12 protein-coding genes are annotated in these 13,592 nt (G+C 55.5%); 4 read left to right on the forward strand and 8 right to left on the reverse strand.

Annotated elements, in window-relative coordinates; translation table 11 throughout:
- Positions 1 to 49: 49 nt before the first annotated feature.
- Both recG and trmH read right to left on the reverse strand, forming a co-directional pair.
- Positions 50 to 2,128 (reverse strand): ATP-dependent DNA helicase RecG, encoded by a 2,079-nt coding sequence (gene recG / locus IDSA_RS08215; RefSeq protein WP_034775859.1) that lies wholly within the window; start codon positions 2,126 to 2,128, stop codon positions 50 to 52.
- The gene (gene trmH, locus IDSA_RS08220) at positions 2,128 to 2,811 is read right to left on the reverse strand and encodes a tRNA (guanosine(18)-2'-O)-methyltransferase TrmH (RefSeq protein WP_034775860.1); all 684 of its coding nucleotides are present in this window, start codon (positions 2,809 to 2,811) and stop codon (positions 2,128 to 2,130) included. The genes recG and trmH overlap by 1 nt, the downstream gene beginning before the upstream one ends.
- A gap of 47 nt (positions 2,812 to 2,858) precedes the next feature.
- Between trmH and IDSA_RS08225 the strand changes: the two genes are divergently transcribed.
- From IDSA_RS08225 to IDSA_RS08235, 3 genes are read left to right on the forward strand one after another with little or no spacing between them, the layout of a single operon-like run.
- Complete coding sequence (locus tag IDSA_RS08225) at positions 2,859 to 3,512, forward strand: TIGR01621 family pseudouridine synthase (protein ID WP_034775863.1); 654 nt, start codon at positions 2,859 to 2,861, stop codon at positions 3,510 to 3,512.
- Positions 3,513 to 3,569: 57 nt separating this feature from the next.
- Positions 3,570 to 4,052 carry a nuclear transport factor 2 family protein gene (locus IDSA_RS08230; protein WP_084694085.1) on the forward strand — a complete coding sequence of 161 codons (483 nt, stop codon included), beginning with the start codon at positions 3,570 to 3,572 and terminating at the stop codon, positions 4,050 to 4,052.
- A 40-nt stretch (positions 4,053 to 4,092) separates the two neighbouring features.
- Positions 4,093 to 5,382 (forward strand): amidohydrolase, encoded by a 1,290-nt coding sequence (locus IDSA_RS08235; protein WP_034775869.1) that lies wholly within the window; start codon positions 4,093 to 4,095, stop codon positions 5,380 to 5,382.
- Here IDSA_RS08235 and IDSA_RS08240 read toward each other — a convergent pair.
- A complete protein-coding gene (locus tag IDSA_RS08240; RefSeq protein ID WP_034775872.1) occupies positions 5,377 to 7,023 on the reverse strand; it encodes a fatty acid--CoA ligase in 1,647 nt (548 codons plus the stop codon). The two genes, IDSA_RS08235 and IDSA_RS08240, sit on opposite strands and share 6 nt — an antisense overlap.
- 35 nt (positions 7,024 to 7,058) lie before the next feature.
- A complete protein-coding gene (locus IDSA_RS08245) occupies positions 7,059 to 8,582 on the reverse strand; it encodes a bifunctional GNAT family N-acetyltransferase/carbon-nitrogen hydrolase family protein (protein ID WP_034775875.1) in 1,524 nt (507 codons plus the stop codon).
- Positions 8,583 to 8,744: 162 nt separating this feature from the next.
- Here IDSA_RS08245 and IDSA_RS08250 point away from each other — a divergent pair, with 162 nt between their 5' ends.
- Positions 8,745 to 10,070: a Na+/H+ antiporter NhaC family protein gene (locus IDSA_RS08250; RefSeq protein WP_034775876.1), complete on the forward strand. Its 1,326-nt coding sequence runs from the start codon at positions 8,745 to 8,747 to the stop codon at positions 10,068 to 10,070.
- A gap of 15 nt (positions 10,071 to 10,085) precedes the next feature.
- Here IDSA_RS08250 and IDSA_RS08255 read toward each other — a convergent pair whose 3' ends face one another.
- The 4 genes from IDSA_RS08255 to gmk are packed head-to-tail and all read right to left on the reverse strand — an operon-like array spanning position 10,086 to position 13,573.
- Positions 10,086 to 10,478, reverse strand: coding sequence for a RidA family protein (locus tag IDSA_RS08255; protein WP_034775878.1), 393 nt, complete (start codon positions 10,476 to 10,478; stop codon positions 10,086 to 10,088).
- Between the two features lies 1 nt (position 10,479).
- A complete protein-coding gene (spoT, locus tag IDSA_RS08260) occupies positions 10,480 to 12,591 on the reverse strand; it encodes a bifunctional GTP diphosphokinase/guanosine-3',5'-bis pyrophosphate 3'-pyrophosphohydrolase (RefSeq protein ID WP_034775881.1) in 2,112 nt (703 codons plus the stop codon).
- Between the two features lie 5 nt (positions 12,592 to 12,596).
- Positions 12,597 to 12,869 (reverse strand): DNA-directed RNA polymerase subunit omega, encoded by a 273-nt coding sequence (gene rpoZ, locus IDSA_RS08265; RefSeq protein ID WP_034775883.1) that lies wholly within the window; start codon positions 12,867 to 12,869, stop codon positions 12,597 to 12,599.
- A 59-nt stretch (positions 12,870 to 12,928) separates the two neighbouring features.
- Positions 12,929 to 13,573, reverse strand: coding sequence for a guanylate kinase (gmk, locus tag IDSA_RS08270; protein ID WP_034775884.1), 645 nt, complete (start codon positions 13,571 to 13,573; stop codon positions 12,929 to 12,931).
- Positions 13,574 to 13,592 lie beyond the last annotated feature (19 nt).

The raw sequence follows: 13,592 nt of genomic DNA on the forward strand, positions 1-13,592 counted from the left end.
TGCCTTAATTTGAGTTCTGCGGCTATCTGCCCGTTAGTGTACTACGAAATCACGCCTGGGCGTAGTGATCGCGCCGCGGTAACCAGCGTTGAATCAGCGCGTCCGCGGTCTGAGGGTAGTTGTTCCAGACGGTCTGTGCCAGTTCCTGAACCGCTTCCAGTAAATGCGCGTGCTTCATTAAATCCGCGACCCGCATTTCAGTCAGACCGGTCTGTTTTTGCCCCAGCAGTTCGCCCGGTCCGCGCAGTTCCAGATCGCGCTGGGCGATGACAAAACCATCATTGCTGTCGCGCAGCACCGCCAGCCGCTGGGTGGCGGTTTTCGACAAGGGCGCATGATATAAGAGTACACAATGGCTGGCGACCGCGCCACGACCAACCCGGCCACGCAACTGATGCAACTGCGCCAGGCCCAGCCGCTCCGGATTCTCGATAATCATCAGGCTGGCATTGGGCACATCCACCCCGACTTCAATGACTGTAGTAGCAACCAGTAAGTCCAGTTCATGGGCCTTAAAGGCATTCATCACCGCTTCTTTTTCGGCGCTTTTGAGGCGGCCATGCACCAGCCCTATCCGCAGGTCTGGCAGCAACTCATGTAACTGACTGGCGGTATCTTCGGCGGCCTGACACTGCAGCGCCTCAGATTCTTCGATCAGGGTACAAACCCAGTAAGCCTGTCGCTTTTGTTCTGTACAGACTTGCTGCACTCTTTGGATCACCTGGTCACGGCGGGTATCGGGGATAGCGACGGTAGTTACCGGAGTACGTCCCGGCGGCAGCTCATCAATGACCGAGGTGGCCAGATCGGCATAAGCGGTCATCGCCAGCGTGCGCGGTATCGGCGTTGCCGTCATGATGAGCTGATGCGGCTGGTAGCCCTGGTCAACACCCTTCTGACGTAATTCCAGCCGCTGATGCACGCCAAAGCGATGTTGCTCATCGATAATAACTAACACCAGATTTTTATAGGTCACCTCGGCCTGAAACAGAGCGTGGGTGCCCACCACCAGTTGCACCTCGCCGGCTGCGATAGCTTGCAGATTGGCCTGCCGTTCTTTGGTTTTTTGCTTGCCGGCCAGCCAGCCCACAGCAATACCCAGCGGCTCCAGCCATTGGCGGAACGTCAGGGCATGTTGCTCAGCCAGAATTTCAGTCGGCGCCATCAGCGCCACCTGATAGCCCTGGCCGATAGCGGTAAGTGCCGTCAACGCCGCCACCAGGGTTTTACCCGAGCCGACATCCCCCTGGACCAGCCGCATCATCGGGATGTCATCGGCCAGATCCTGCTGAATCTCCTGCACCACCCGACGCTGGGCGGCGGTAGGCGCAAACGGCAACTGACCCAGAAAACGCTGTTGCAACTCAACGGAGGGGATCAGACTGCGGGCCTGGTGCGATTGCTTCAAGGCGCGCAGCTTGAGCAGGCTCATCTGATGCGCCAGCAGCTCTTCGGTAGCCAGCCGGGTCTGCGCCGGATGGGTTCCCAGTTGCAGCTGCTCCAGGCTCACATCCAGCGGCGGGCGGTGCAAAATGCGCAGTGCCTGTTCCAGCGACAAACCTTCCGGACGCAATGCCTCGGGCAGCAGTTCCGGTAGCGCCTTGCTGTTGAGGTAAGTAAGTGCCTGCTCACTCAGTTTGCGCAGGGTCGCCTGTTGTACACCTTCGGTGGTGGGATAAACAGGTGTCAGGGCATCATCACCGAGCACCGGTTGCTCGCCGGTAATAATTTTGTATTCGGGGTGGATCATGTCCGGCCCCTGCAATCCGCGGCGCACTTCACCGAACAGCTGCAGCCGGGTACCCTGGGACAACTGCTGCAACTGGGCAGCACTGAACTGAAAAAACACCAGATTAAGCACGCCACTGGCATCGCGCACCCGGCAGCGCATCATGCGCCGGCGGCCATAAACCACCTCAGCCTTAATCACTTCCGCAACCACAGTGGCCGTGCTGCCCGGCTGCAGGGCATTAATGGGATAGATGCGTGAGCGGTCTTCATAACGCAGGGGCAGGTGCAACAGAATATCCTGCACGTTCAGCAGGCCGAGCTTTTCCAGCCGGCTTTGCATTTTCGGCCCCACCCCTTTCAGGGCGCTTAGCGGAATACGGTGCAGGCCATCAGCCATCAGCGACTCGCCCTTATTGCCTGCCACCAGTCGTCATCAGCCAGAATCTGGCCCTGCTCATCCAGTTGTGGGTAGGCCATATTCTTACGTTTACAGATGCGGGCAAAAATCGGATGCCCGCCTTCAAACAGCACGCGGTTACGCTCGCTGGCGGCCAGCCGCGACTGCTGATACATGCCGGCATCAACCCGCTGACGCTGCGCCTCATAGAGCACAATGGCGGCGGCCACTGATACGTTCAGCGACTCCGCCATGCCCACCATAGGGATCACCACCTCGTGATCAGCCAGCGCGATGGCCTCATCAGTTACCCCGTGGCGTTCCTGACCCATGATAATAGCGGTGGGCTTAGTATAATCCAGTGAGCGAAAATCCACGGCCTGGGCCGACAGGTTGGTCACCACCACCTGCTTGCCTTCGCCTTTTAACCGATCAACGGCCTCTTTAAGATTGTCGTAATGATGTACCTGCACCCATTTCTGGCTGCCCATGGCGGTGCCTTTGCGGATGCGTTCGCGGCGGTCGTACCAGACCGCATGGACTTCGGGGATGCCAACCGCATCGGCGGTACGAATTAACGCCGACAAATTATGATTTTTGTGTACACTCTCAAGACACAGAGTCAGATCCGGCTGGCGCTGGTCCAGCAGTTCATTAATTCGCGCAAAGCGTTCAGGTGACATGATGATTTCCAACACATTTTCGAAACGTTCGGGGCCAGTATAGCGGTATGCGCGAGTTAACCCTAGTGTTTCAGCACCCCGACTTTTATGTACTCAATAAGCCCGCTGGCGCCCCCATGCATGCCAATGATGATGAGCTCAGCGTGGTGCACCAATTGGCCGCGCAGACCGGTGAAACCCTGTTCCCCGTGCACCGGCTGGATACCCCGACTTCCGGCGCCTTGCTGATTGCCCGCAACCAGGCCGCGGCCGCTAGCCTCAGCGCGCTGTTTGCCGAGCGCACCATCACCAAGTTCTACCTGGCGATTGCCGCCGGCAAGCCGAATAAAAAGCAGGGCCTGATCAGCGGCGACATGGATAAAGTCCGGCGCGGCAACTGGCGTCTGCTACACACCCAGAACAGTCCGGCGCAAACAAGGTTTATCAGTTACTCGCTGCAGCCGGGGCTGCGTTATTACATCCTGCGGCCGCTCACCGGGCGCACCCATCAGTTACGGGTCGCGCTGAAAAGTCTGGGCGCGCCGATTTGCGGCGACACCCGCTACGGCCGCGCTCCGGCTGAGCATCTGCAACTGCATGCCTGGCAACTGCGTTTTGACTACCAGGGCCAGCACTTCACAGTGACCGCGCCGGTGCCCGATTACGACTATTTCCGCCTCTTACCCGCCGATCTGCAGATACCCGAACAACTTACTTGCTAGCAAAGTGCCGTCAGTCTAATCTGGAGCTCTTGTTTATTTCACAGGGGTAGCTCGCTTATGTTGCGCGTTTTCACTTTTAGTTTTGCTTTACTCATGGCCATAGGCTGCCTGAACACTGCGGCAGCGCAGGAAGATAATCTCAGAGAAGAGGTCGTTGCGGCACTGGAACAGTTCCTGGCCGGCGCCAGCATTAACGACCCAGAGGTCCATGATGATTTCTGGGCGGAAGAACTCACCTATACCAGTTCCAGCGGACATCGTTACGGGAAAGCGCAATTGATGGAAGGGGTACGCAGTGCTGAAACACCGGGCGCTGATGGCGATGCCGATGCCGATATTATCTGGTACTACGCGGAGAATATAGAACTCAAACCTTTGGGTGAAGCCGTAATTGTGAACTTCACGCTCGGCGCTGAAGCGGACCATAAGCCGGAAAGTCCCGGCCGGAGGTTCCTGAATACGGGCGTGTTAATAAAACGCGACGGCCGCTGGCAGGCCATCAACTGGAACGCTACCGCAGCCGCTGATACAGCAGACTGATACAGACAATAATGCATACAATAAAAACCGAGGCTCTCTCATGTTAAAACTTTCTACTTTATCGCTGGCACTTATTGCCGGCATCAGCTTTTCCGGCACCACCGCTGCCCAGCAAACCGTGGAAATTTCACCGGAACTCGAACAAAAAGTCATTGAGTGGCGCCGTGACCTGCACCAGCACCCTGAACTCAGTAATCGCGAATTCCGCACCGCCCAGGTGGTTGCCGATCATTTGCGCAGTCTGGGGCTGGAAGTACAAACCGGCATCGCGCATACCGGCGTGGTCGCTATGCTCAAAGGCGCTAAGCCGGGCCCGACCGTGGCATTGCGCGCTGACATGGATGCGCTGCCGGTAACCGAACAGACCGATGTGCCCTTTAAATCTACTGTCGTTAGCGAGTATCGCGGCAAAGAAGTGGGCGTGATGCATGCCTGTGGCCACGATCTGCATGTCGCCATGCTAATGGGCGCGGCGGAAAAACTGGTGGCTATGCAGGATCAGCTGCAGGGTAATGTCATGTTTATCTTCCAGCCAGCTGAAGAAGGCGCTCCTGAAGGCGAAGAAGGTGGCGCGGAACTGATGCTCGAGCAGGGTCTTTTTGCTGACAACAAACCCGATGCGGTATTTGGTATCCATGTATGGTCAGCCGGAAATACCGGCGAAATTGGCTATCGTGAGGGGCCACTGATGGCGTCTTCGGATCGTTTTGAAATTAACGTGACAGGCCGTCAGACCCACGGCTCGCGGCCCTGGGGTGGCGTTGACCCGATCGTCGCTGCGGGTCAGATCATTAGCAATACCCAGACGATAGTGGCCCGCCAGGTTGATATTACCCGGGCGCCAGCTGTAATCAGCTTCGGTATTGTGGAAGGTGGCGTGCGCAATAATATCATTCCGGACGAAGTCTATCTGGAAGGGACCATCCGTAACTTCGATATGGAAAACCGCGCGCAGATCTTCAAAAAGCTCAAGCTAACCGCCGAGGCCACTGCCGCCAGCAGCGGTGCGACAGCCCACGTGCATATCGACGAAGGCTATCCGGTTACTATTAACGATCCGGAGCTTACCCGCAGCATGTTACCCACCATGGAGCGGGTCGCGGGCAAAGAAAACGTGAAAGTGAATGCGTTGGTAACGGGCGCTGAAGACTTCTCGTTTTACGCGCTGGAAGTGCCCGGCCTGTTCGTCTTCCTGGGCATTACCCCGGAAGGGCAGGACCCAGCCACGGCGCCGAGCAATCATTCGCCGTTATTTTATGCCGACGAAGATGCCCTGAAAACCGGGACTGAGCTCTATGTGAACTGGGTAGTGGATTACGCCAACTTATGATTTGATTTGTTGGCGTATCACTTTCTTGTCGATTTTGCCGACACTGGTGCGTGGAATTTCATCCACCACGGTAACAGTGTCGGGAATCGCCCACTTTTCAATGGCGCCGTCTTTTACATATTGCTGCAGGTGCTCAGCGATGGTCTCATGGTCAACCTGAGCGCCGGCGCGCACAGTGACCATCGCATGGGGCCGCTCGCCCCATTCATCATCAGGTAACCCAACCACGGCGGTCAGTTCCACATCCGGATGCTTACTGATCAGGTTTTCGATATCCAATGAGGATACCCATTCACCGCCGGTTTTGATGACATCTTTAATGCGATCACGAATCTCCAGCGTGTATGAGCTGTCGATGGTACCCACGTCGCCGGTATGCAGCCAGCCGTTTTCCCACAGCTCGTTGCCTTTTTCCGGCTCTTTCAGGTAGCTCTGGGTCAGCCAGGGCGCGCGTACCACCACCTCGCCCATATCCTCACCGTTGTGTTTCACAAAGCGGCCTTTGTTGTCGATGATGCGCATATTCACCAGCGGCACCGGGCGACCAGCTTTAGTGCGCAACTGCACCTGCTCATCCAGCTCCAGATCGGCCGCGTCAAGCGGCAACCAGGAGGTGCTAAGCAGCGGACAGGTTTCTGACATACCATAGCCGGTATACACCTGGATCCCCCGATCCAGCGCGGAGCGCGCCAGCCCCTGGGTCAGGGCGCTGCCACCGATCAGCACCTGCCAGCCACTAAAATCAATGGTGCTGGCTTTTTCGCTGCTCAGAATCATCTGCAGAATGGTTGGCACGCAGTGTGAGAATGTCACTTTTTCAGTCATGTAGAGCTTAAGCAGCATGGCTGGCTCGTAGCGCCCCGGATAAACCTGCTTCAGGCCCATCATGGTGGCCACGTAGGGAACGCCCCAGGCGTGGACATGGAACATCGGCGTAATCGGCATGTAGACGCTGCTGGACTGCAACAGCTGCATGTTGTCGTTCATGCTGGTGGTAGCGGCCAGTGCCATGGTGTGCAATACCAGTTGGCGATGGGAAAAGAACACGCCTTTGGGGCTGCCCGTGGTCCCGGTGGTATAGAAGGTTGTCGCAATAGCGTTTTCGTCAAAGTCCGGGAAGTCGAATTCGGTCATGGCCGCGGCCAGCAGGCCTTCGTAATCGCCGATGGTATCCAGCGGCGCTTCAGGCGGCGCATCCGCATCAGATAACTGGATGTAACCTTTGACTGTTTTCAGGTCGTCTTTAACTTTAGCGATAAGCGGCAGAAAATCATCGTGCACCAGCACCAGGTCATCTTCGGCGTGGTTCATGGTGTAAACCACCTGCTCAGGCGGCAGCCGCACATTGACCGTATGCAGCACCGCACCAATCATCGGAATGGCAAAAAAGCATTCCAGGTAGCGGGGCGTATCCCAGTCCAGTACCGCGACGGTATCGCCCTGCTTTACACCCGCTTCGGTCAGCACATTGGCCAGCCGCTGCACACGCTCATTAAATTCGGCATAGCTATAACGTTTGCCATTATTGCCGCCGACAATTTCGTTGTCACCGGCGTAACGCTGGCTGGACAGCAACAGCTGCTTGATCAGCAGCGGGTAATTATAGGCCTCGTCTGCAGGCGCGAGCATTTTTACTGGCATGGTGCATCCTCATTGTTGTGCTGTTGCAACCGCTGTTACCGCTTACGGATAACTTCATATAAATCAGTGCGGCGATCTTTCAGGTTGGTCACCGAACCCTCATGATGCAGATAACGTAACTCATCCAGGTTCAGATCCGAGAAGATCAGCTGCTCGGTATTCGGCGTGGTCTCAGCCAGCACCGCATCGTACGGGAAAGCAAAATCTGATGGTGAGAATACCGCTGACTGGGCGTACTGTACGTCCAGGCTCTCCACCTGTGGCAGGTTCCCGACACTGCCGCAAATCACCACATAGCATTCATTTTCGATGGCCCGTGCCTGAGCACAGTGCCGTACCCGCAGGTAGGCATTGCGGGTATCCGTCCAGAAGGGTACGAACAGAATCTCCAGGCCTTCTGCCGCCATCATGCGACCCAGCTCCGGGAACTCGACGTCGTAACAAATCAGGATCCCGACCCGGCCGGCATCGGTATCAAATACCTGTACCTTGTCGCCGCCTTCGATAACCCAGTCGCGTTTTTCGTGCGGCGTGACATGAATTTTGCGCTGTTCTTCAATGGTGCCATCGCGGCGACACAGGTAGGTGACGTTATAAATGGTGTCATCTTCATTGATTGGCATTGAACCGGTAATGATATTGACGTTATAGCTCACCGCCATCTGCGACATCTCGCGCTTGAAGCGTTCGGTATAACCAGCCAGAAAACGAATGGCATCTTTCTGCCGGCTTTGATCGGTCAGGCCCATCACGGGTGCGTTGAAAAACTCCGGGAATACCGCAAAGTCACTCTGGTAGCTGGATATCGCATCCACGAAATATTCCACCTGCCGCAGCATTTCTTCTACCGAGTCAATTTCACGCATCTGCCACTGCAAAGCGCCCACCCGCACGTTACGAATACGGCTGCCAAGAATATTGTCCGACGGTTCGTATAAGAAGTTATCCCACTCCAGCAGGGTGGCAAAACCGGCCGAACGCTTGTCTTCCGGCATGTACTTACCCAAGAGTCGCTTGACGGTAAAATCGTTAGCTAACTGGAAGGTCAGAATAGGATCGTAAATTTCACGACGGTGCACCTGCTCAATGTACTGACCAGGGGACAGCTCATCAGCATATTTGTGATAGTTCACAATACGGCCACCCGCCAGAATGGCTTTCAGGTTCAGCTGGCGACACAGCTCTTTGCGGGCGTCATAAAGCCGGCGACCCAGACGGAAACCGCGGTAGTCCGGATGAATCAGTACATCCAGCCCATAGAGGGCATCGCCCTTGCGGTCGTTAAGAATGTTCTCACGGGCGTCCATCAGGTCTTCATAGGTGTGCGGGTTACTGAAGCGCGCATATTTCACCGTCACCGTCAGCGCGACGCCAACGATCTGGCCACCGTCTTCCAGGCAAATCTGCCCCTCAGGAAACTCTTTAATCAGTTTGCGTATGGTGTGCTCACCCCAGGCTCCGCCAATATCCGGATAGACCTTATCCATCAGTGCTTTTAACTGGTCATAATCATCATTGCGCAGATTGCGTAACTGCAAGTGCAGATCATCGGGGGTCATAGACTTCCTATCGGTTCCTGTGTAAAACGAACTTATAAGTATGACGATGTCGGCAGAATTGGCAACCGCAATCGCTTGCAGCCGGCTGTTAAGCCATATAAACTTCTGGACGTCTAAATAGTTTTTAATAATAAAAAAATCAGCTAACCGTTAAGGAATTTTATGACTCAAACTGCCAGCGCCAGGGCTCTGCTACCCCTTGGTCTCTTTCTTGCGTTGTTTCTCGGCACCGGTATCTATTTTCAGTTCACCGGCGTTGACTATGCGTTTTATCAGCTGGCCAGCCCGGTGGCGATTCTGCCCGCCATTATTCTGGCAGTATTGCTCAGTAAGCAGGATTTCGAAGATCGGATAGACACCTTTGTCGCCGGCGTCGGTGAACGCAATATTGTCACCATGTGTATGATTTACCTGCTGGCAGGCGCCTTCTCTACGGTCGCTGCTGCCACGGGCGGCGTGGATGCCATGGTGGCGCTGGGGCTGCAGGTGATCCCGCCGCAGTTCCTGCTGCCCGGCCTGTTTGTGATCGCTGCCGTGGTATCTACCGCCATGGGCACCTCCATGGGCACCCTGGCCGCGCTGGCTCCGGTCGCCTTAGGGCTGGGCCAGGCGGCGGAAATCGATCTGGCCTTGCTCGCTGGCGTACTGGTGAGCGGCGCCATGTTTGGCGACAACCTGTCGATTATCTCCGATACCACCATCGCCGCCACCCGTACCCAGGGCTGTAACATGGCCGATAAATTCAAGGCGAACTTAAAGATCGCCCTGCCCGCCGCAGTCATTACCCTGATCTGGTTATTTACTTACGATACCGGCGCGGTGCCACCGAAAATTCCCGAGGCCAACCTGTGGCTGAGTCTGCCCTATTTTCTGATCATCGTACTGGCGGTAATGGGATTGAACGTATTTGCGGTGCTGATGCTGGGTATTATCCTGGCAGCGTTATTTGGCATGGTGGCTGTGGGCTATGAGTGGATTGCGTTCAGCAAGGATATCTACGAAGGCTTTATCAGCATGCAGGAAATCTTCCTGTTGTCGCTGCTAATCGGCGGCTTATCCGCTTTGATTCGCGAGCAGGGCGGCCTGAAATTTTTATCTGAAACCGTCGGCCGGGTGACCAGTAAGCTATTTAAGCACCCGCAGCAACGAGCGGCCTTTGGTATCGCTGGCCTGACCGGCCTGACGAACTTTGCCGTGGCCAACAACACGGTAACCATTCTGCTCTCTGGTGAAGTCAGCAAGCGGCTGGCTGAAGAGGGGAATCTGGCACCACGGCAGAGCGCCAGCTTACTGGATATTTTCGCCTGTGTGGTGCAGGGCGCCTTGCCTTATGGGGCGCAGGCGCTGCTGATGGGGGCCAGCTTTGGCTTATCGCCCCTGGAAGTGAGCATCCATACCGGCTACTCCTTTATTCTGGCTGGGGTAGCTATTGCCATGATTATCTGGCGCCGGCCACTGGAAGGCCGGGCTGAGGTGGTGCCGGTCTGATAACAGGCGAGCTGCCTAGTCGGTGCTGGGCAGCTCCATGACGCCATCAATCTCAATCTGCGCGCCCTTCGGCAGGCCTTTGACTTCGATCGCGGCGCGCGCCGGGTACGGCTCACGGAAAAACTCCGCCATCACTTCATTAACCACGGCGAACTGGCCTAAGTCAGTGAGGTAAATCTGCAACTTAATCATATCCTGCAGCTCACCACCGGCGGCTTCGCACACAGCCTTCAGGTTTTTAAATACCTGCACTGCCTGGTCGCGGAAGTTGTCACTGATAAATTCCATGGTCCCGGGTACCAGCGGGATCTGGCCGGACAAATACACCGTGGTGCCGACTTTCACTGCCTGCGAGTAGGGCCCGATGGCAGCAGGGGCATTTTCAGTACTGATAATAACTTTTGACATTTTATTTCCTTAGTCGCGCAACCCGCTGCACGTCCGGCATTTTTCGGATATGCCGGATAACGTCAGCCAGCTGTTTGCGATCATGAACAGTTAGGGCTACATCAATATAGTAAATATTGGCGTCCACCTCTTCGGTTTTCAAGCCGTGGATGTTGCAGCCGGTGGTTGCGATGGCGGAAGTCAGCTTCGCCAGGGCGCCCTGATGGTTAACAATTTCAACCCGCACTTCAGTAATAAATTCGGCTTCCGGTTTATTGTCCCACTGCACCGGGAAATAACGCCCCGGCTCGTCTTCAAAGCCGCGTACGTTCTTACATTCACGGCGGTGAATCACCAGGCCTTTGCCCGGGCTCACATGGGCAATGATGTCGTCGCCGGGGATGGGCCGGCAACACTTGGCAAAACTGACCAGCAGGCCTTCGGCGCCGCGGATCGCAAGGCTGCGATGGGCGGGGCCGATCTGGTCATCTTTGAGCTGTTGTAATTCACCCAGCAGGCGCTTGGCGATAGCCACTGACATCATATTGCCGAGGCCGATCTCGCGCAGCAACGACGGCACCGATTCAACTTTGGTTTCTTTTAATACCCGCTTAAATTCACGCTCCGGGATATCGTCGTAGTTGGACGTACCGAGCGCGGCGCGCAGCAGCCGCTCGCCCAGCTGTTCGGCTTCCCGGGTTTCCTGGCCTTTCAGGTACTGGCGGATCTTGGCGCGCGCCTTGCCGGTTACGGCAAAGTTCAGCCAGGCAATGTTCGGCCGGGAGCCCGGCGTGGTCTTAATCTCGACGGTCTGGCCAGTTTCCAGCGGTTTGCTCAGCGAATACACCCGATGGTTTACCCGTGCGCCGATACAGGTATTGCCGATATCCGTATGCACGGCGTAGGCGAAATCCACTGGCGTAGCGCCCTGGGGCAGTTCAATTATGCGGCCTTCCGGCGTGAACACGTAGATCTCTTCCGGGAAGAGTTCGGATTTCACGTTTTCAATAAACTCGAAAGCATTACCCGTACTTTGCTGCAGCTCAAGTAAGCTCTGCATCCAGCGACGAGCGCGCACCTGGGCGGTAGTGCCACTGCTTTCTTCGGTTTTATACAGCCAGTGCGCAGCCACCCCGCGATCCGCCATCAGGTTCATCTCTTCGGTGCGGATCTGCACTTCAACCGGAATGCCGTGTGGGCCCTTCAGCGAAGTATGCAACGATTGATAGCCGTTGGATTTGGGAATCGCGATGTAGTCTTTAAAACGCGTTTCAATTGGCTTATACAGATTATGCAAGGAACCCAGCACGCGGTAGCAGGTATCCACTTCATCAACCATCACGCGAAAAGCATAAATATCCATCACCTGCTCAAAGCGCAGTTCTTTATGCAGCATCTTCTGATAGATGCTGTACAGATGTTTTTCACGGCCCATCACCCGCGCCTTAATGCCGGCATCAGCCAGGCGTTTTTCGATTTCTTTCTGCACCCGCTCCAGCAGCTCACGGCGGTTACCGCGGGCTTTTTTAACCTGGGATTCAAGCAGCCGGGCACGCCACGGATACAGCGCATGGAAGCCGAGTAATTCAAGCTCGTTTTTAATATCGTGGATACCCAGGCGATGCGCCAGCGGCGCATAAATTTCGAGGGTCTCGCGGGCAATGCGGCGGCGTTTATCCGGCCGCAGATGGCTGATGGTGCGCATATTGTGGGTGCGATCAGCCAGTTTGATCAGAATCACGCGGATGTCATGGACCATGGCCATGATCATCTTGCGGTAGTTTTCCGTTTGTAGCTCTTCCTGCGAATTAAACTGCAGGCGATCCAGTTTAGACACGCCTTCGACCAGCTCGGCCACGGTAGCGCCAAACTGTTCGGCTAAATCTTCATAGGTAAAACGGGTATCTTCGATCACATCATGCAGCAGCGCTGCCATGATGGTTTCGTGATCAAGTCGCATCTCAGCCAGCAAGCCGGCTACCGCGACAGGGTGGGTAATATAGGGTTCGCCGCTATGGCGTTTTTGCTCGCTATGAGCATCTGCGGCCAGCTGAAAGGCCGCAGCGGTTCTGTCCACCTGTTCCGGTGGAAGGTACTCAGTTAATTGCTGCCTGAGGCCTTCAAACAGATACACCCGGGTTACTCAATACCACGCAAAGCGTCAACCGCTGCCAGTTCGTCAGCATCCTGCTGAGCTGTTTCAGTGCGCTCCTGCGCGTCCAGACGTTTCGCGTCAATCAAACCTTCTTCGATTTCACGCAAAGCAATAACGGTGGCTTTTTCATTTTTCCACGGCACTAGGGCATCTTTGCCTTGAGTTGCCAGTTGGCGGGCACGACGAGATGCTACCAGCACCAGGTCAAATCGGTTGCCAATACGGTCAACAGCTTCTTCTACAGTTACGCGAGCCATACTTACTCCACTTTTATTACGTGATGCGAGTGCAAAAACGGGACAGGAATTATACGGATTTAACGCGCATTCGCCAAGAGATCTTTGAGTGTAGCGGCATGACGGGTCTGCTGCAATGCCATTCGGTGTCGCCGCGCCAGCACAATATGCTCTAAATTCAGCAGGGTAGTGTCAAAATCATCATTGACTAATAAATAATCAAATTCATGATAATGGGACATTTCGCCCTGGGCTTTGGCCATACGCCCGCGGATCACGTCGTCCGAATCCTGATTGCGGTTACGCAACCGCTGTTCAAGTGCGTCCAGACTGGGCGGCACGATAAAAACCGACTGGCATGCCGAATAGGCTTCCCGAACTTGCCGAGCGCCCTGCCAGTCAATGTCCAGAAATACGTCGATACCCTGCGCCAGCGTCTGCTCGATCACCGTCCGCGACGTGCCATAATAATTATCAAATACCTGCGCCCACTCATAAAACTCATTATTTGCTATCTTTTTCTGGAAGGCGTCGACACTCAGAAAGTGATAATGCACACCATTCTGCTCACCCGGACGAGGCGCGCGAGTGGTGCACGAAACCGACACCTGCATGCTGCCATCGTTGTGGCGTTCCAGTAACGCACGGATTAAACTGGATTTACCGGCGCCACTGGGCGCCGCGATAATAAACAGATTTCCGTCAGTGGCAATGGGTTTGGTCATGAAATCTTACATATATATG

This window comes from Pseudidiomarina salinarum, assembly GCF_000753715.1.
GTDB classification, from domain to species: Bacteria; Pseudomonadota; Gammaproteobacteria; order Enterobacterales; family Alteromonadaceae; genus Pseudidiomarina; species Pseudidiomarina salinarum.